Source organism: Larkinella humicola (genome assembly GCF_008727875.1).
GTDB lineage: Bacteria > Bacteroidota > Bacteroidia > Cytophagales > Spirosomataceae > Larkinella > Larkinella humicola.
Genome location: NZ_VTWS01000011.1, coordinates 157,609 through 177,762 on the forward strand (window position 1 = coordinate 157,609; position 20,154 = coordinate 177,762).

The 20,154-nt window shown below is 52.5% G+C and carries 13 protein-coding genes; 6 read left to right on the forward strand and 7 right to left on the reverse strand.

The genetic code is table 11. The annotated features are described in order from the left end of the window. Complete coding sequence (locus tag F0P93_RS29200) at positions 1 to 1,230, reverse strand: SGNH/GDSL hydrolase family protein (RefSeq protein WP_150881338.1); 1,230 nt, start codon at positions 1,228 to 1,230, stop codon at positions 1 to 3. Between the two features lie 266 nt (positions 1,231 to 1,496). On the opposite strand from F0P93_RS29200, the gene F0P93_RS29205 reads away from it, so the two are divergent. Both F0P93_RS29205 and F0P93_RS29210 read left to right on the forward strand, forming a co-directional pair. Next, on the forward strand, positions 1,497 to 2,282 hold the full coding sequence (locus F0P93_RS29205; protein WP_191908952.1) for a queuosine precursor transporter: 786 nt from the start codon (positions 1,497 to 1,499) through the stop codon (positions 2,280 to 2,282). A gap of 1 nt (position 2,283) precedes the next feature. Beyond that, complete coding sequence (locus F0P93_RS29210) at positions 2,284 to 3,156, forward strand: YybH family protein (protein ID WP_150881340.1); 873 nt, start codon at positions 2,284 to 2,286, stop codon at positions 3,154 to 3,156. Between the two features lie 159 nt (positions 3,157 to 3,315). On the opposite strand, the gene F0P93_RS29215 is transcribed toward F0P93_RS29210, so the two are convergent. The 6 genes from F0P93_RS29215 to F0P93_RS29240 form a co-directional block, all read right to left on the reverse strand. Next, positions 3,316 to 3,765 carry a hypothetical protein gene (locus tag F0P93_RS29215; RefSeq protein ID WP_150881341.1) on the reverse strand — a complete coding sequence of 150 codons (450 nt, stop codon included), beginning with the start codon at positions 3,763 to 3,765 and terminating at the stop codon, positions 3,316 to 3,318. A gap of 229 nt (positions 3,766 to 3,994) precedes the next feature. Beyond that, positions 3,995 to 5,536, reverse strand: coding sequence for a SusD/RagB family nutrient-binding outer membrane lipoprotein (locus F0P93_RS29220; protein WP_150881342.1), 1,542 nt, complete (start codon positions 5,534 to 5,536; stop codon positions 3,995 to 3,997). 23 nt (positions 5,537 to 5,559) lie between these two features. After that, the gene (locus F0P93_RS29225) at positions 5,560 to 8,757 is read right to left on the reverse strand and encodes a SusC/RagA family TonB-linked outer membrane protein (protein WP_150881343.1); all 3,198 of its coding nucleotides are present in this window, start codon (positions 8,755 to 8,757) and stop codon (positions 5,560 to 5,562) included. 269 nt (positions 8,758 to 9,026) lie between these two features. Continuing rightward, entirely contained in the window at positions 9,027 to 9,677 is a 651-nt protein-coding gene (locus F0P93_RS29230) for a response regulator (protein ID WP_114409795.1), read from the reverse strand. 121 nt (positions 9,678 to 9,798) lie between these two features. Further along, the gene (locus F0P93_RS29235) at positions 9,799 to 13,029 is read right to left on the reverse strand and encodes a ligand-binding sensor domain-containing protein (protein ID WP_150881344.1); all 3,231 of its coding nucleotides are present in this window, start codon (positions 13,027 to 13,029) and stop codon (positions 9,799 to 9,801) included. Between the two features lie 180 nt (positions 13,030 to 13,209). Next, on the reverse strand, positions 13,210 to 13,977 hold the full coding sequence (locus tag F0P93_RS29240; protein ID WP_150881345.1) for an RNA methyltransferase: 768 nt from the start codon (positions 13,975 to 13,977) through the stop codon (positions 13,210 to 13,212). Between F0P93_RS29240 and tamL the strand changes: the two genes are divergently transcribed. The 4 genes from tamL (at position 13,976) to F0P93_RS29260 (ending at position 20,148) form a co-directional block, all read left to right on the forward strand. Further along, positions 13,976 to 16,669: a translocation and assembly module lipoprotein TamL gene (gene tamL, locus F0P93_RS29245; RefSeq protein ID WP_150881346.1), complete on the forward strand. Its 2,694-nt coding sequence runs from the start codon at positions 13,976 to 13,978 to the stop codon at positions 16,667 to 16,669. The two genes, F0P93_RS29240 and tamL, sit on opposite strands and share 2 nt — an antisense overlap. 150 nt (positions 16,670 to 16,819) lie before the next feature. Continuing rightward, positions 16,820 to 18,244 (forward strand): tRNA (N6-isopentenyl adenosine(37)-C2)-methylthiotransferase MiaB, encoded by a 1,425-nt coding sequence (gene miaB, locus F0P93_RS29250; RefSeq protein WP_138994073.1) that lies wholly within the window; start codon positions 16,820 to 16,822, stop codon positions 18,242 to 18,244. Positions 18,245 to 18,266: 22 nt separating this feature from the next. Beyond that, positions 18,267 to 19,568, forward strand: a complete 1,302-nt coding sequence (locus F0P93_RS29255; RefSeq protein ID WP_150881347.1) for a sigma-54 interaction domain-containing protein — start codon at positions 18,267 to 18,269, stop codon at positions 19,566 to 19,568. An 85-nt stretch (positions 19,569 to 19,653) separates the two neighbouring features. After that, positions 19,654 to 20,148, forward strand: a complete 495-nt coding sequence (locus F0P93_RS29260) for an LptE family protein (RefSeq protein ID WP_225309698.1) — start codon at positions 19,654 to 19,656, stop codon at positions 20,146 to 20,148. Positions 20,149 to 20,154 lie beyond the last annotated feature (6 nt).

The following is a 20,154-nucleotide window of genomic DNA, read 5'->3' on the forward strand; positions in this document are numbered from 1 at the left end:
TTACTTCAAAGGGGTAAGTTGATACACGCTCGCTTTGGGCGTTCGGTTCAGGGCAATCTGGCTTTCCAGCCACTTGATCAGGATATTCTGCTCCTCCAGGCCCTTCACATGCCGCCCCTGTTCATAGGAACGGAAGCCCAGAATGTAGGTCGTATTCAGGGGGCGGTATTGAAAATAAAACAGGTCGTTTTTTTTCAGGATCATCTCCCGCAACCGGCTGGCCTGTTCAAATACTGCTCCCTGACGGATCGGCACCCCGGCTGCCCAGTCTTTGGCCGAAGCCGTGATCACATCGGTTTTGTCGTTGGTAAGGGTATAAAAGCCTTTTTTGAGGCCGGTAATTTTAATGACGCGCACAGCCTCCACGGTTTCCGGCAACGGAAGCGGCAGGGAACGTTCGTCGAGCGTAAACTTCAAATTGGCACTTTCCTGATCCGGGTTCAGGATCTTAACGGGCGTTGCCGCTTCGGCCCCTTGTTTAGAAACCGCGATTGCAATATTCCCGGTTCTGGCCGGAAGTCCCAGGCTTTTTTCCAAAAGGGTCGCCAGATAATAATAACCGGTTTCGTTGAGGTGAATTCCGTCTTCGGTGATCGCTGTTTTCTGGCTCACCTCCTGAATCGGTTTGAAGAGATTGATGAACGGCTTGCTCCGTTCCGAGGCCATTTTAGCCATCGCCGAAGCATACACTTCCAGCATGGCATTGCGTTTGGCCCGGTTTTCGGGCGTATCGGCGGAGAGAATCGGAATGGGCGACAACAGAATGGTTTTGGCCCCTAACTGGTCAATCTTGTCAATGAGTTTGGCCAAACCGTCGCGAAAAACCGGCAGACCGGCCTCGCCATCCTGGGCTTCGATGCCCCCAAAGCCAAGAAATACCAGGGTTGGTTTGGCTTTCGTGAGGTGTTCCATCAGCAGATCGTAGCCGGTGGGCGGGTTGGTGATGGTGCTTCGGGCTACACCAAAAACGTTGTCTCCGGTCCAGCCCAAGTTGCGGAAGGTAACATCACGGTCGGGAAAGCGGGTGGTCAGGGCGAGTTCCAGATAACCGAACTGCATGTCATCCTCGAAAAGTGAATTTCCGAGGAAAACCACCCGGTCGCCATTTTTAAGTTCAAAGGGGGGATTAGGTGCCACGGGGGTAGTCTGAGCAACGGCCAATCCAACGGGGAGGGTAATCAGCAATGCAAACAGGAAACCGAATGTGGCCGATACTGTAATCTTTCTCATGCATGTGAATTTTGGTAATCCTCAAAGGTAAAGATGGATTAAAGCCTTTCCATCCGGTTGACACCTGTATTTATACGATTTGGGAGAATTCCGTCAACAATCTGTATTCAGTCCTCAAAATTAGTTAAAATACGAAGCACTTCCGGGGAAGATTCCGGGGGAAATATAAATCGGTCAGGGGTTCTGAATGAAGCGTTATGAGTTAAGCATTCTGCGTTATATCTTGTCATTGCTTTCACTCTTCACTCCTAACTTTTAACTCCCTGATGGCCTCTTTTACCAGCAAAAAAACCAACCTCTACATTTTTCTCAGTGCGGTTTTCTTAACCAATGCGATCATTGCCGAAATTATTGGAGTTAAAATCTTCTCCGCCGAAACTCTGTTGGGCGTCCCTCCGGCGCAGTTGCACCTGCTCGGCGATTTTGTGCTGGATTTTAACCTGACGGCGGGCGTCGTGATCTGGCCTTTTGTGTTTATAACGTCCGACATCATCAACGAATACTACGGGATCAAAGGCGTCAAACAAATCTCCTACATTACAGCCGGTTTTATCGCCTACAGTTTTTTAATTATCTACTTCGTCACCACGCTTCCACCGGCGCAGTTCTGGCTCGACGTCAACAAAACCGATGCTGTCGGGAATCCGGTAAACATCAACAACGCGTTTGCCATGATTTTCCGGCAGGGACTCGGCATCATCATCGGTTCGATTACGGCCTTCATGGTGGGACAATTGCTGGATGCCACGGTTTTTCAGTCGCTGAAACGAATAACCGGTAGTCGCAAAATCTGGCTCCGCGCCACCGGTTCGACGCTCGTTTCGCAGTTGATCGACAGCTTCGTCGTGCTGACCATCGCCTTCTATATTTTCGGTAACTGGTCGTTTTCACAGGTGGTAGCCGTGGCTATTGTCAACTACATCTATAAGTTTTTTATTGCCGTCGTGCTAACGCCGGTTCTCTATGTCGCTCATTTTCTGATTGATAACTACCTCGGAAAAGAACACGCCAAAGAATTGGCAAACGAATCGAGCATGAGTTCGTTTATGTAGTATGAAAACGTTTTTCCTGTCAATCTCACTCCTGTCGGTGGCCGGTTTGTCCCTGGCGCAGAGTCCGTTGCTGACCCTGGTCAACACGGAAAAGAAATTTGCCCAGCAATCCAGAGACAGCACGACCAAAGCGGCCTTTTTATCCTATCTGGCTCCGGACGGTATTCTGTTTACCAAGGGCAAAGTGACCAACGGGCGGGAATTGTTTGAAAAAGGCCCCGAAAACTCCGGAAAGCTGACCTGGCAACCCATTGCCGCTGACGTGTCGGCCTCGGGCGATCTGGGGTACACGACCGGACCCTGGGAATCCCGGCCGAAAACCCTGGCGGACAAGCCAACGGGTTATGGCCATTATGTTACCCTTTGGGAAAAACAGAACGATAATACCTGGCGGATTGCCCTGGACATCGGCATAACGCACCCGGCTCCAGATTCTCCACCCGTTAACACCATTCGGGCGGCCACCGGTATTCGCAGCGTGACGAGCCCGGACACGGCCAAAAACCGGGAAGCCCTGCTGGCTTTCGATACGCAATTTAGTAAGGTGCTGGAAAAAATCGGAGCAGCCGCAACCTACAAGCAATACCTCGCCCCCCAGGCCCGACTGTACCGGATGAACCAGCAACCGTACGTGGAACGCACCGCAATCGACTCGCTTCTAAAACAGCCCGTCACTATGGGTTTCTTACCGCTGAATGCCTCCGTAGCCGAATCGGGTGATTTGGGATATGTGTACGGAAATTCGCAGGTGATGGCAACGATAGCCGGCAAAGCCGTTAAACAGAGTGGCAATTACCTCCGAATCTGGAAAAAAGACAGTCAGGGACAGTGGAAAATTGTGCTGGATCTGATCAATCTGGAACCAGCGGAGTAAAGAAAAAGAGTTATTTCGCGGAGTTTTTTCTCCGCGAAACTCCGCGAAATAATTCTTCAATTAAAAAATCCCCCGCTGCGAAGAACGACGTAAAAGAGCGGCCTTCTTTTACGCGCGTTACCTCCGTTAGCGGGGGATTAATTAGGACGGCCAAACCGATCATTCATTCAGCAGGGACACAAACCGGGCGGGTTGCTTTACCTCCACTTTTTGCGTTTCAAGTCGGAAAGCCTTCGTGATTTTGGTGAACCCATCGCTCACTTCGAAGGTATACAATCCGTCTTTCATCGTCTCCATGTCAAATTTCCGCCAGTATTTTTTCAGCCGCTTCCCCACTTTCTCGGCGTGAAGCACTTCCTGGTCCTCATTCCGCAACGTGACCTGGATCGGGACTTCAATGTAGTTTTCGATCATCAGATTCATCTTGGCGGTATTGATGGACCGGTAAATGGCAACCCCCATGGATTTGGTCCGGGTTACGTTCGGCGCAGTCGAGACTGACCCGGTTTCTTTGTCGTCGCCGGGAATCGGTGTTGGCGACACAGTTCCGGCTAAAACCGGAGCACTCAGGATCAGAACCAGAGCGGCTGCTTTCAGGATGCGATTCATAGTATTTGTTGTTTTTTAGGTACCAATGATTCATTTCCGGCAAACTTTCAATGGTCTAAAAGTACCCGAATCGCTCCTGCCACACCTACCGCAAATGAGGTGATTTTAAGCAGATGCGCTGAAAGTGTGATGAGTGGTCGAAAGAGCGGATAAAGAAAAAACCAGCCCAATCGGCTGGTTTTTGTTCGTATAATTTTCGTTCCCTATGCACCAAAAATACGGATACGGCTCAATCGACATCCCACCAAACGGGGGTGAGCACGTCGCCGGGCGCAATGCCGGTAGTCGCAATACTCGGATTTCGCTGGAGTTCCGAATCGACGTACGGCAGCCTTTTCATAAATCGGTTTCCGGTCAGGTTCACCACCGGCAGGGTCGGTGCCGGGAAACCGGTCCGGCGTTGTTCCACCCAGGCTTCTACCCCATTCAAACCGTACAAGGCCAAATATTTTTGGGTAAGGATCGCCTTGATTTTATCGGTTTGTTTGGTATAATCGACACCCGGTTTCGTCAGGTAATCACCGACCTGAACCCCAAACCGGGTCATCGACGCGGTGATGGCTTCGTTGTAGAGCTTGGCTGGATCATCGGCAGTGGTCCCGGCCCAGCCTCTGGCAATGGCTTCGGCCCGCAGCAGCAGGCTTTCTTCGTAGGCCAAAAAAACCACCGGTCGCGCCTTGGCCGCATTGTCGTCCGACGTCGTTACCCCACTGGTGGCTGCGGTTCCGTTGATCGCTCCGTTGAGAAACCGTTGTCCGATAAAATACTTACCCGGATACGAACTGAGGACCGCCGTATTGGTCGAGGTCGTGCCGTTGGGTGTAAACACGTACTCGATTTCGGGCGTCCGCAAATCGGCATCCAGAAAAAAGACCGGCATCCGGGGATCGTTGTTCGGTTGCATCAGGTTGCCAATGGTCGTGCTGGCCGTCAGGTTATTGGGCGAACGGAAATTGGCCTGCCAGAGCGGATTTTCCGAATTCGTCACGGTTCCGTTCACGAGTTGCAGGCTTTCGCCGGTCCGCATCAAAGCCGTTCCGCTGGCAGCATACAGGGCCTGAACGCCGGTTCGGGCCGCCGTCGGGTCCACCTGACTCATCCGCAGGTAAAACTTTAGTTTCAGCGTGTTGGCCAACCGCACCCACCGATCCATCCCGGCCTCGTTCCCAGCCTGGTATAGCATGTCCGCCGTTCCCGGAAAGCGCCCCTGCCGCTTCGCTATGTCAGTTTTGGCCTCATCCAGCAGCGTTTGTAAACCGGCGTAAATATCCTTTTGAGCATCGTATTTGGGAATAATGGTTTTGTCGGCATCGAGGGCTTCCGAAAACGGAATGTCCCCGTACAAATCCGTCAGCACACCGAAGCCGTAGGCCTTCATGATTTTCGAAATCCCCACCATGCGCCACTCGTTCTGCTGACTACCCTGGTTGATGACGTACTGAAAATCCTGCAAAGCCCCCGCGTAGAAATTGGCAAATTGCCCACCCTGCCCGTCGAGTGTGGAGGAAGTGATGTTGTACTGGTCCCAGGTCCGAAACTGATTACCCCCTCTCGGGATCGACCAGTACTGCGACAGAATACCGCCGAGGATGTTGAGTTGCCCGCCCACAATAAAGGCCACCTGCGCCTGACCCGCCGGTAACGCCAGGTTGATGTCCGCTTCGGAGGGGTTGTTGGGATCGGTATTGATGTCTAAATAATCTTTTTCACAGGCGGTGTTCAGTCCGACAAACAGGGACAGCAAAACCGCTTTTAAGAGGATCCGTTTCATAGAATTGAAAAATCAGGAATCGGTTATAACACAATTTTCAGACTGGCCCCGTAGCTCCGGGTCGACGGATAGGCCAGGTATTCGTAACCCTGGCTGTTGCCGGTGCCGAACGAACTTACTTCCGGATCGACGTTGGGTTGTGATTTGGGGGTCCACAACATCAGGTTCCGGCCAATCAACGATACCTGAATCGTGGAGAACGGCGTCTTGCCAATCAGCGATTTTGGCAGGGCGTAGCTCAGGCTCATTTCGCGCAGTTTCACAAACGAGGCATCGAACAGCGTATTTTCGCCGAAGTTCGACACCGTCGACCAGTACTCGTATCCGCCGTTCGTTTTGACGGTCGTGTTGGGCGTAAAGGTGCCGTCCTGGTTCTGAATCACCGAGTTTGGATAGACGAACGGTTCGCGGTCGTTGTAGGTCGTTTCTTTGGTATAACCGGCAAACCGACCCAGGTTTGCGGTTTGGGAGAAGAATTTACCACCCTGACGCGTATCCACCAGCACATTGAAAGCCAGCCCTTTAAAGGAGACCGTGTTGCTCAGACCGGCTGAAAAATCGGGTTGAATGTTGCCCAGCACCTGCAAAACCGGGTCGGTGAGCGGTCGGCCGGTGGTTGCATTAACGACCACGCGACCTTCGGGATCGCGCAGCATTTTGCTACCAAAAAACGCCCCGTACGGTTCTCCCAACCGGGCCTGCAAACTCGGCGAAGACAAACCACCCAGGCCAACCGGCGCCAGCGGATTATACAACTCGGTGACTTTGTTGCGGTTGCGGGTAAAGTTCAGTGAAACATCCCAGCGAAACCCGGAGGGCGATTTCACGGGTGTTCCCGTCAGCAGCAACTCGATGCCCTTGTTGGTCATTGCTCCGGCGTTCAGCGTTTGCGCCAGAAAACCGGACGTACTCGAAATGGGCACATTCACAATCTGCTGCTCGCTTTTGGAGTTGTAATACGTAAAATCGACACCCAGCCGGTTGTTGAAGAACAGAATTTCGGTCCCAATCTCCCAGGAAGTGGTCAGCTCCGAGCGCAAATCCGGATTGCCCCGGATGTTGCCGACCGAGAAGCCCGCAATGCCATTGAGCGGAAACTGATACGCTGCCTGAAACCCGTCGGTGGTCGCCGTTCGTGTAAATACCGGGTTGATCTGGTAGGCGTTGGCCACCTTCCCTACCTGGGCGATGTTGGCCCGGAGTTTCATGTAACTCAACGCATTGTTTCTCAAATCCAGAAAAGCCGAGGTGGGAATAAAGCTCACGCTGGCACCCGGATAGAAAAACGACCGGTTTTTCTTCGGCAACGTCGAGGAATAATCATTCCGCCCGGTTACATCCACAAACAGGTAGTCCTTGTAGGCCAACTGCACATCGCCATAGATCCCGTACAGCCGCGTACGGCTATCGACCCGCGTGGTGACAATCGTGCTGGCATTGCTGAGGTCGTAGAAACCCGGAACAATCAGCGGCTGACCATCGTAAACGCCCCGCGACGAGTTGTAATCCTGCAGGTTATGGCCAAGGATCACTTTCAGATTCAGGTTGGGGCTCAGATCCCGGTTGGCCGTAACGATAAAGTCCGAGAGCAGACTCTGGAAGTTCGTATTGTCTTCTACGAAACGGCCGCCAACCGTGGCAATGGTACCCTGCGCAAACCGCTGCGTCCGCAAATCCGAGTACATATCAGTTCCGATCCGGTACATCAAATTCAGCCAGGGCACCGGGTCGTAACTAATCTGGGCATTTCCAAAAAACCGGTTCACCTTGTCTTTCAGCAGGTTATTCTCCAGAAGCCAGTACGGATTGTTTCGAAATCCAGCCAGGTAATAGCCTTCCAGGTTGTAGCGCGGATCGTTAAAATCTTTCTGATCCGTAATTTCAATGTCGCGGGGCGTGTTGTAAATCGTTTGCAGGATGTTCGACCGGCCCTGACCCTGCACCCCCCGGTCACCACCGGAACGGGTGAAGGTGGCCGACAGATTGGTTGACACCTTGTTGTTGAAAAACTTGGTTCCAGCCCCCACGTTCACCGCCGTCCGGTGGTAGTTCGTGTTGGGAATCATGGATTTGGTGTTGACATCCGAAACCGTCAGAATGTAATTGGACGTTCCGTTGTTGTTCCGCACCGAAAACGAATTGTTGAGCGTCACCCCGGTATCGAAAAAATTGCGGACGTTGTTGGGCCTGGCCACCAGCGGAATCGAATCCGGATTGTCCAGTTGCCCGAGGGCATACAAACCGTAGGTACGCCAGTCGGCCACTTTCTGGCCCCGAATTTTCGGTCCCCAGCTCACATTTCCGGCATCGTTGAGGTCATAAACCCCGTCGAAACCGGCTGCAAAGGTGTTCTGGTAATCGGGTAAACGCAGCGGATTTTCAAAATTGACCGAGCTGTTCAGGCTGATCTGGGGTTTGTCGGTGACGGCCTTGCTGCGGTTTTTGGTCGTAATGATGATCACCCCCGAAGCCGCCTGCGAACCGTAGAGTGCAGCAGCAGCCGGGCCTTTCAGAATCGAAACCGACTCGATGTTGTTGGGGTCGATGTCGGCCGCACGGTTGGTAATGTCCACGCCGTTGTTGAGGTCGCCACCGGTTCCGGCCGCCGACAGCGTTCCGTTTCCGTTGATGATGGCCGTAGTGGTGTTGTTGTTGCTGACAATAATTCCATCGACAACATACAGCGGCTGGTTGTTGCCGTTGAAGGATTGCGCCCCGCGAATCACCACGCGCGTGGCCCCCCCGGCAGCTCCCGACGCGCTCGAAATCTGAACCCCCGGCACCCGGCCCTGCAATGACCGCAGCATGTTCGACTCATTGGCCCGGATCAGGTCCTCCCCTTTTACGTTGGTCACCGCGTAGCCCAGCGTCTTTTTCTCGCGCTCGATGGCTGACGCCGTCACCACCACCTCGTTCAGAATGGCCGCACTTTCTTCCAGCACAATGTCGAAGTTTGTCCGGTTTCCAACGCCGATCTCCTGCGTTTTGTAGCCGATGAACGAAAACACCAGCGTGGCATTGTCCGGGATACCGCTGATTCGGAAGGCACCGGTTCCGTCGCTGGTGGCCCCCTGGGTGGTTCCTTTGATGCCGATGGTCACCCCGGGCATCGGCAATTTGTCGGACGCACTCCGGATGGTTCCGGAAACGGTTTTTGATTGGGAAAGCCCATACTGGTAGCATAAGAGCACCAGTACGATCGCTCGTAGCAGTATTTTCATTGGTTTGCTGATTAGTGTCTTTCACAAAGGTCACGAACCTAACCAGTCTGGAAATCCCGCAGGAAGGGTGATTTTTAAACAAAAAAAACCAGCCGATTCGGCTGGTTTTTCTGTTTACGTTCATCTCATAGAGTAGGTTCAGAAGGCTCGGAACCTGACTTCAAACTTTGTCGAAACGCACATTGCATTGGCCCTGCCCACGCATCAACATCACAAAAGTACAGCAAGGGCTGGGCGGCACTCTACCCCATAAGAGGGGATTTTACCGCCTAAATCAGCCTTTCTTTGATCGCTTTCTCGATGGCTTCGGCTTTGGAATGGACTTCCAGTTTCCAGTAAATGTTCTTGATGTGCGTCCGGATGGTCTCTTTGTCAACAAACAGTTGCTCGGCGATGGTGGTATAACTTTTGCCTTTCGACAGCAATTCCAGCACCTCGGTTTCGCGGGCCGTCAGGGGCGAATTGCGGTTTTTCTGAAACGACGCCACCACCATCCGCGCAATGTTGGTGCTCATCGGTGCGCCCCCCTCCTGAATGTCCCGAATGGCTTCCAGCAGGCGCGTCGGCTGCATGTTTTTGGTCAAATAACCGCCCGCTCCGGCACACAAAGCCTTAAACACCAGTTCATCATTTTCGTAAACCGTTACCACGATGATGTTGGTTTTGGGGCGAAGTTTCTTGATTCTGGCAATCCCCTCGATTCCGTTCATGCCCGGCAGTTCGATGTCCATCAAAACCACATCCGGCGAGTCGGAATGAATGTTTTTTAAGGCATCCTCGCAACGATAATACGTATTGATGATCTTAAAACCGTACGTACTGTTGATGAGCAAGGCGAACCCGTCGCGAATCAGATTGTCATCCTCCACAATGCAAATTCCGATCGTTTGCGGACTGCGTAACAGTTGAGTTCCATTCATAGTGTGTTCATTAGAGTTTGCAAGGTAAATAACTACTTTTTTAGGGCATGTTCCACCGTTATTACACCAACGGGGCAATTGTCTTTACGAAAGGAAGTTGATGAAGCGGGGGATTGGGCTTTCACCCAATGTGCGGGATGTCCATTCTGAAAATAACCGTGGTCCCTTCCATGGTTTCGGACTGAATATCTACTTTTCCGCCAATTTTTTCGGCCCGGCTGCGGATATTATACAATCCGTTGCCCGTTTTGGCCTTGTTATTTTCCTGAATACCGATTCCGTTGTCTTTCCACAACACTTCGATCCGCCGGTGCAGCATCGCAAAGTGAATCTGCGAAACCGTAGCGTGGGAATGTTTGAGGGTGTTGCTCATGGCTTCTTTAAACAGAAAAATCAGGTGGCGGCTTGTGCCAACCGGCAAAATGGCCTTCCGCAGATCGTCGGTGATGCCAATGGCCTCGAACGTGATCTGACTCCGGTCGAAAACGTCATCCCCAAAATCTTTCAGCCGGATGGCAATTTCCAGAAAATTGTCGTGTTCGGGGTTGATCGCCCAAATGAAATCCTTGGTACCCTGATACAGCCGGTTGCTGTTGTCGCTGATTTTGGTCAGCAGGGGCGAAATCTCCGCGCCGTGGCCATTCAGTTTGCTTTTGATGATTTCGGTGAGCATCGAAATCCGGGTGATCGTGTTGCCAAATTCGTCGTGCAGATCCTGGGCGGCCATTTTCCGCACGCGCTCGTTCTCGGCCAGGGTCACCCGTTCCAGTTCGAGCAGGTGTTTCACTTTCACTTTGACCCGGTAATTGTACACCAGCCAGACCGCTCCGCCGATCACGGTGACAAGAATCGCCAGAAACCACCACGTTTGCCAGAAAGGCGGCAAAACCGTGATCGGAATTCGCAGCATATTGGCATCGCTCCAGACGCCGTCGCTGTTGGAACCCCGCACTTTCAGCACATAATCACCGGGTTTCAAGTTCGTAAAACTCACGTACCGGCGCACCCCGCTTTCAATCCAGCCGTCGTGGAAACCTTCCAGCATATACGCATACTGGTTTTTATGCGAGTTGGTATAATCCAAGGCGGCAAATGAAAACGAAAAGAAATTCTCGCCCGGCCGGATCTCGATCCGCCCCTTCCTGGCCAGCACGCTATCGACATTCACCGGTTTTTCAAACTTCTGAAACGAGGTCAGCACCGTGCGGGGCAAGTGCCGGTTTTTCACCATGCGCGTCGGCAGAAAGCTGACCAGGGAGCCAATACCGCCAAAAAACAGTTCCCCGTCTGCGGCCTGGTGGTAGGCATTCATATTAAACTCGTTGATGGTCAGCCCGTCGTTGATATCGTAGTTTTCAAACTTCTCGGTCTGCGGATCGAAACACGACAGCCCCAGATTCGTACTCATCCAGATGCGCCCCCGGGCATCTTCCAGCGCACCGTAAACCAGCTCATTCGGCAGTCCGTTGCGTTCGGTGTAGTGAATAAACTTCTCCTCGCCCTTCTCGCCGTACACCATTTTACTAAACCCTTTGTTGCTGCAAATCCAGAACCGCTCTTTGCTGTCGCGCAGGAACCCCAGCACCTGTTCGCCAATCAGGCTGTTGGGGTCTTTGGAGTTGTTTTGATAATGGGTGATTTTCCCGGTTGCCGGATTCAGTTTATTCAGCCCGAATCCCGTTCCCACCCAAATCATTCCGTTCCGGTCTTCCTGCACGGCGTAGACGATCAGCGCCCGCAAACTGTTCGGGTCTTTCGGATCATGGCGATACGTCGTCACCTGCCCGGTTTGGGCATCAATCCGCCGTAAACTGGAATAGCCACCCACCCAGAGATTGCCTTTTTTGTCTTCGTACAGACTCAGAACCCCATCGCCTTTTTCGCTGCTCCGCGAACCCATCTCCTTTCCCATTCCCGCCAAACGACGCTCGAACCGGTTTTTCTGCCGGTCATACCGATACAGTCCTTCCGTGGTGCCGATCCACAAATTCTCCCGGCGGTCTTCGTGCAAACACTGAATCCGGTCGCTGGCGAGGGCGTACGGATCAGCCGGATTGGCCCGAAACCGCTGAACGGCCGATGTCAGCCGATCCACCTGGATCAGCCCTTCGTGCGTACCGATCCAGAGTTTCCCGGCATGATCCGTCGTGACGGCAAACACCAGCCCGGCTGCCGACGACTGCTGCCGGTTGGTGATTGTGGGCCACTGCCGAAAGCTGTTTTTAGACCGGCTGTAGAGCTGCACGCCCGCGTCGTGTGTGCCGATCCAGACGATGTCTTCCAGCGGTGCCGGGCCTTCGTAAACCACGTTAATGGCGCCGGTTTTCAGTCCTTTTTTGCCAAATAAATCCTCCTGAATGCTGTTGATGTAGCGAATGTGCTGATCGCTGGCTATTTTAAAGCGGTAGATCCCGTGCTGGGGGGTTCCGATCCACAGCACGTTGTAGCGGTCGATGTGGATTGAGGTGATGGGGCTATCACCCATTCGTTCGCCAATTTCCGGGTACATTTCCGACTGCTTCAATCCCGGATTGATGCGAGCGATGCCACCGGGCGTTCCCACCCAAATCGTCCCGAACGTATCCAGGGTCAAGGTTTTCACCCAGGCATCGGGGAGTTGATACGGCAGTCCGGAGGTGCAGGCCACGAGTTTAACGGGCAACGGTCGGGATGGCTTCAGGTTCGGCGGGGTGATGGGCAACTGCGCCAGACCGCTCGCGGTTCCTGCCCACAGCAGGCCACTCCGGTCGACCAGCAGGGCATTCACCATCTGGGCGCGTCGGTCGTCCTCGTTTTCGATGGTGTATTGAACGACCTCGTATTGCGTCGTATTTTTGAAAACCATCCGTTTGAGCCCCCAACTGGTAGCCAGCCACAGGGTTCCGAAACGGTCGGCGGTGATGGCGTTGATGGTTGTCAGGCCGTAGCGCCGTTGTTTGGGTTCCAGCAAATCCCAAAACCGTCGGAATTTTCCGGTAACCGGATCGTATTGATTCAGGCCGTTGACGGTGCCGACCCAGATTTTTCCGCGGGCGTCCTCATACAGCGACATGATCTGGTCGTGTGAAACCGAGCTGCTATCGAACGGATTGTGTTTGTAGTGGGTGATCTGGTAACCGTCGTAGCGGTTTAAGCCATCCTGCGTCCCGAACCAGACGTAACCGCGGCTGTCTTTTAACACACAATACACCTCGCTTTGGGACAGGCCATTATCGACCGAAATCTGATCCAGAAACTGCATCACCGGTCCCCGCGATTCGAAGGAATTTCCCGACGGCAAACTTTTAACCGCCTGGGTGAACGCGGTCACCCAACTGACGCAGAGGAATAGGATGCCTATAAGTGTTCTCATCGGGTTTGGGGGAGAAAATCCCCCAGTTTCACAAATTTACGCCATATCCTCTTTTGAATAAATCCCCCATATTGGGGTAAATGTCGTGCAAGTCTTCGGTCGTATTTTTGTAAACAATATGTACATTTAGTTTAGGTTAAGAAAGCAGTAAAAGTAGCCTTGCGTTGAACAGGGCTACTTTTATTTTACGCTCTTCCGACCAGTTTCCACCCGCCTGAGATTATCACAGATAATGGCCGTGGCAATGCCGACATTCAGGGATTCAGCCTCTCCGTAGCGGGGAATCGTAATCCGCTGACTGACAAGCTCCTCCACCTCCGCACTGATCCCGTTCGCTTCATTTCCCATCACCAGATACCCCGCCGTTCCGAAGTCGAGCGAATGAACCGAAGCTCCATCCAGAAACGCGCCGTAGACCGGACCCTGTGCCTGTTCGGCCAGATACGTTTTCAAATCGCAGTAATACCAGGCTACCCGCGTAAAAGAGCCTTTGCTGGCCGAGATCACTTTAGGGTTATAGACATCGGCGGTTGAAAGCGAACAGATCAATTTACGAATTCCGTACCAGTCGGCAATGCGGAGAATAGTTCCCAGGTTGCCGGGGTCGCGGATGTCGTCCAGAACCAGCACATATTCGTCAAGATCGGCCACTAAAAACCGGTTTTCTTTCGTTTTGACCACGGCCAGCGCACTGTCGTTGACCACCAGCGAGCCCACGCGCTTGAGGTCGTCGGCCGAAACCATTTCCAGCCGAACCCGTTGTTTATCCAACAGCAGCGCGTTTTCTTTGTAAAAGGGCTCCGTGACCAGCATCACTTCAATCTGATAATCCGACGCACACAGTTCCAGGACATTGATGGCACCCTCGACCAAAAAGGCTGCCAGCTCCTGCCGGTATTTTTTCTGATGCAGTGACTGAATATATTTGTTGAGCGATTTGGAAATCATGGGAAGAAATTACGAAGTAAAGGGTACGAATGACGAATTTGGAAAACGCCTGCTGAGCCGTAAGCCGCAATTTGCCATTCGGACTGTCTATTTTTTAGTTTTTTGCCTGGTTTTGGGCGTTTCCCTTTCGGGCTGTGTAAGTTCGGAAAATTTACAAAAAAACCAGTACCTGCTCTTCAGTCAGACCGTCCGGGGAAACCGAACCCTGCCCAGTTCCGACTTTGAAGCCCTGATTCCGCAGAAACCCAACCGCCGGATTCTGCGGCTGCCCATTACCCCCGCGCTCTGGTTCTACCGTCTGGGATCACGCACCTACGACCCGGAAGCCGCCCAGCGTGAGCTCGAAGCCAAACGCAAAGAATATGATCAGTTTACCGAAAAACCGGATTCCACCAAATCGTACCGGAAACAGGAACGACGCTACAACCGTCAGCTCACGCGCCTGCGCCGGCGAGCCGAAGAAGGCAACTGGGTGATGCGTTCGCTGGGTGAACCGCCCGCCTATTTTGTTGAAACGGAGGCCAAAGAGAACGCACAAAAAATGCAGCGGTTTTTGTTCAACAACGGTTTTTTTCTGGGCAAAGCGTCGTATTCGGTCGATAGCAGTAAAACGCTCGGACGCCGGGTGCGGGTGACTTACAACATCGTCGAAAACGTTCCGTTTCACCTCAACCAGATTACGTACCAGATTGCCGACCCCCGGGTCGATTCCATTGTGCGGCCCACGCTCAACCGCTCGGTTTTGAAATCCGGGGAACGCTATAATGCCGAAAAAATCGAAAACGAACGCATCCGGATTGAAGAACTGTTGCGCAACAACGGGTATTACAGCTTCACGCGGCAATACATTCCGTTGCCGCTCAACGTCGATTCGTCCCGAACCCTCAGCACCGACTCGGCCTTTCGCAACCTGAACCTCTGGCTCCGGATTGCCAACCCGCCCGGACAGTCGCAACACCCGGTTTACACCATCGGCGAAGTGGAAGTCCGCGTGGCACGGGCCGAAGACCGCTCGTCGCTCGATACGGTTCAGTACCGGGGACTAAAGTTTTTGCTGGGGAAACAGAACTACGCCATCCGGTTGCTCGACAGCCGGATTTTCCTGCGCCCCGACAGTTTGTATCGTCTCAAAAATTACCAGGAATCCCAGCGGCAGTTGTTTTTGCTGAACCAGTTCCGGTTTGCCAACATCAGCTTTACAGACACGACCGGTCGGCGACTGCGCACGCGGTTTAACCTAGTCCCCATCGATAAATACGAACTGAGCAGCGAAGGCGGGGTTTTCGTTTTGTATCAGGGACAGGGTTATCCGGGGCCTTTCGGGACAGCTTCGTTCCGGGTTCATAATATATTTGGCGGGCTGGGCACCTTCGAAACAGCTTTGCGATACGGTTTCGAAGCCCAGACCGGTTTCGCATTAACCAGCAGTGGTATCGGTTTTGCTCAGGAATTGGGGCTAAACACGTCCTTGATTTTCCCTCATATCCTTTTTCCGGGAAAAGCCCGATTTATCTTTAGCCAGCTCAATCCCCGCACACAAGTTAGCCTCGGTTATAATTATACCAGCCGTCCTGATTACGGACGACGGCTTTTAAGAACCGCACTTTCCTATAACTGGCTTAAAAACAACACGCATCAATACAATTTTACGGTTGCCGAGATCAACTACTTAAAAGCGACGATAAAGCCGGGAGAAGATGGGCTTGCTTTCCTGAATTATTTGAACACCCAGGACTCCCTGGGAAGTACGATTCGAAAAAGCTTTTTGAGTGCGTTTTCTTCCAGTATCGGTTTTACGTATACGTACAATACAAATATTCTGGGGCAAAACCGTCGCGCTAATTTCCTTCGGTTGTCATTTGAATCGGGAGGCACCACCCTAAACTTTTTCAATAATCAGCAACTTGAAAGTTTTTTCAATACCACAGCAACCTCCGGTTTGCAGTATTACAAGTATTTGCGGGGCAATGTCGATTTCCGGCATTATATTCCCCTACGCTCCAAAACCACCCTGGCGTTTCGGCTCAATACCGGCCTTGTCTTTGGCTATGGAGCGAATAAAACCGCGCCGTATGAAAAACTTTTCTTCGCCGGGGGTAGCAACAGCATCCGGGCCTGGCTCCCCCGCCGACTCGGTCTGGGTTCTTCCATTCCCTACACGTCCGATTCCGATATTCTGGTGCCAGAATTTAATCCAAAAAGGCCCGGTCAGTTTCGCTACGATTTTGAGCAACCGGGTGATATTCTGATTGAAGCCTCGGCCGAACTTCGAACCCATTTGTTTCATTTGGGGGGCGATATCAACGGCGCATTCTTTGTGGATGCCGGGAATGTCTGGACGCTACGTGACAATGGCAGTCGATTGGGCGAAAACTTTCAGATTCGAAAATCTCCCAGCGAGTACCTGTCTCGAAATTTCGTCCAGCAAATTGCCGTAGGAACCGGTGTTGGGCTGCGGATCGACTTTTCTTTCTTCATTATCCGGCTGGATGGGGCCATTAAAGTGTACGATCCCGCCCGGTATTTCATTTATAACCCCAACCCGAATGACCCCAATGCGTACATCGTTGAGGGAAAAAGGCCGGGCGAATTCGTCGACGAGCGGTATTTTCTCCCCAAATTCCGGTTCGACAAAATGTTCAAAGGCCCCAACCCGCTCGTTATCAACTTCGGGATCGGGTATCCGTTTTAATAACGAAAGTCCTTACCTGACAAACTGTCACAGTTCCCCAAAATCTTCGTAACTTTGAAACTCAATTTTAGGAGTTTTCGGTTACTCCCATGACGTGTTTTGGAAATGCTAAAACGGGAACGGGATTTCCAGTCGATGACAATACAACTTATGGAACGCATTACGGAGACATTAGCCATACTGACGGAAGCGGATAAAACGGGCGCAGACGAACCACGGGTGCTGGAAGAAGAACTGGCCGTGGGCAAGAAGCGGCTGTATATTGAAAGCTACGGTTGCCAGATGAATTTTTCAGACAGCGAAATCGTCGCTTCGGTGATGCGGAATGCGGGGTTTGCCACCACAGCTTCCGCCGACGACGCCGATGTGATTTTCCTGAATACCTGTGCCATCCGCGATAATGCCGAGCAGAAAGTTCGCAACCGGCTCAAGCAACTGAACATCCTGAAAAAACGGAAACCGGAGTTGCTGGTCGGCATGTTGGGCTGCATGGCCGAACGACTGAAAGCCAAATTGCTGGAAGAAGAGAAGATGGTGGACATCGTGGCCGGGCCGGACGCCTACCGCGACATTCCGAAGCTGGTGGAAGAAGCCGAATCGGGCCAGAAAGCCGTCAACGTCTTCCTGTCGCGCGAAGAAACCTACGCCGATATCTCACCCATCCGCCTGAATTCCAACGGCGTAACGGCGTTTATCTCCATCATGCGGGGGTGCGACAACATGTGCAGTTTCTGCGTGGTGCCCTACACCCGGGGCCGCGAACGGAGCCGCGATGCGCACTCCATCGTTCGGGAAGCCCGCGACCTGGCTGCGGCTGGTTACAAGGAGGTTACCTTGCTCGGACAGAATGTCGACAGTTACAAATGGACCTCGGAAGACGGTCTGGAAAAAGTCAATTTCGCCCAACTGCTCGAACGCGTAGCCCTCGTCGATGCCGACCTGCGCATCCGGTTTTCGACCTCGCACCCGAAAGACATCACCGACGAGGTGCTGTACACGATGGCGAAATACGACAACATCTGCAAATACATTCACCTGCCCGCCCAGAGCGGTAACGACCGGATTCTCAAGCTGATGAACCGGACCTATGACCGCGCCTGGTACATGCAGAAAATCGACCGGATCCGGGCCATTCTGGGCGAAGATTGCGGCATTTCCCACGACATGATTTCCGGTTTTTGCTCCGAAACGGAAGAAGAACACCAGGATACGCTGTCGTTGCTGGAATACGTTCGGTATGACTACGGTTACATGTTTGCCTACTCGGAACGCCCCGGCACCCCGGCGGCTAAAAAATACGCCGATGACGTGCCGTATGACATCAAACTCCGCCGGTTGAACGAGATCATTGCCCTGCAGCGGGAGCTGTCGCTCGAACGCAACCAGCGGCACATTGGTCAAGTTCAGCGCGTGTTGATCGAAGGGTTTTCCAAACGCTCCGACGATTTCCTTTGCGGGCGGAATGACCACAACAAAATGGTGGTTTTTCCGAAAGGAGAATTCCAGAAAGGTCAGTATGTCAACGTGTTGGTAACGGATTGCACGGCGGCCACGCTGCGGGGCGTTACGGTTTAAGAGTTCCCCTTTTCCAGTACTTATGAATGTAAAAGAAATCCAGTCGGTTAAGCTGCGGTTCGGTATCATTGGTAACGCACCGGCCCTGAACTACGCCATCAACGTGGGGATTCAGGTCGCAGCGACCGATTTGACCGTACTGATCACGGGCGAAAGCGGCAGCGGGAAAGAGTCTTTTTCGAAGATTATTCACAGCCTCAGCAGCCGCAAACACGGCCAGTTTATTGCTATCAACTGCGGAGCCATTCCCGAGGGCACGATTGATTCGGAGCTGTTCGGTCACGAAAAAGGCTCGTTCACGGGGGCCGTCGATCAACGGAAAGGCTATTTTGAAACTACCAACGGCGGCACCATTTTCCTGGATGAAATCGGCGAAATGCCGATGGGCACCCAGGCCCGGCTGTTGCGGGTGCTCGAAAACGGTGAATTCATTCGCGTGGGTTCGTCGAAAGTGCAAAAAACCGATGTGCGGGTCGTTGCGGCCACCAACGTCAACCTGCTGGCGGCCGTTGAGCAGGGCAAGTTTCGGGAGGATTTGTATTACCGATTGAATACCGTCCCGATTTACGTGCCACCCCTGCGCGAACGGGGTGACGATATTGAGCTGCTGTTCCGGAAATTCACGACGGATTTTGCCGAACGGTATCGCATCAAACCCATTCAGTTGTCGGAAGCCGCCAAACAGGTGCTCCTCCGTTACCCGTTTCCGGGGAACATTCGCCAGCTTAAGAACCTTGCCGAGCAAATTTCCATTCTCGAATCGGAAAACAATAAAATTATTGAAGCCGAAACCCTGGCGAAATATTTGCCGCCGGTTTCGTCGCAATCGTCCCAGTCGCCGATGGTGTTGCCGGGTGGCCATTCCGACAACAATTTCTCCGAGCGCGAACTGCTGTATAAAGTTCTGTTCGACATGCGCCGGGATATGAACGAGTTGAAACGGCTGGTGCTCGACGTGTTGAAAAACGAAAAGAACGGCCACGAAATCCTGAATAACCACAAGGATTTGTTCGATACGCTTCAGTCGGGCGAGCTGACACCGGAACCGGAGCCAGCCTTACCCCGTCTGCTTCCACCCGCCAGTCTGATCGATGTGGACGAGTATGACGAGACCGATGCGACCAATGATGTGACCGTGGAAGACATCCCCCACGAAACCGAAGAAGACGATTCGCTGTCGCTGGAGAAGAAAGAAAAGGAAATGATTGTCAAAGCCTTACGCCGAAATAATAACAAAAGAAAATACGCAGCCCAGGCACTCGGCATTTCCGAACGGACGTTATACCGGAAAATTAAACAATATCAAATTGATGAAGAAGACTAAGATAGTTAAAAGTGAAAAGTTAAAAATTAAAAATAAAACGTCCGGATTCCTCAATTCAACCCACAAGAAGTATTTCTCCCGAGGATTGGTATTATTTTTAACTTTTAATTTTTCACTTTTATCTCTTTCCTGCGGAAAGTATTCGTTTACCGGCACGACGCTGGACCCGAATATCAAAACCATTACCGTCAACACCTTCACGACTTCGGCGGCTGGTGGCCCGGCCAATTTGACGTTGACGTTTACGGAGAAGCTGAAAGAATACTACCAGCGGTATACCAACATGAAAGTGGTGCCGTCCAATGGCGACATTGTGCTGGAAGGTTCCATTACCGGCTATGACGTTTTGCCCGTGGCCGCAACGGCTTCGGACCAGGCGGCTCAGAACCGTTTGCAGGTCACCGTTCAGGTGCGGTTTTCCAATTCGAAAGACGAAACAAAGAATTTTGACCAGCCTTTTTCCTTTTACCAGGATTTTCCGGCCAACCAGACGCTTACCCAGAGCGAAAGTCGGCTGGTACCCAAGATTCAGGATCAATTGGTGTTGGATATTTTCAATAAAACAGCCGCAGACTGGTAGAAACCC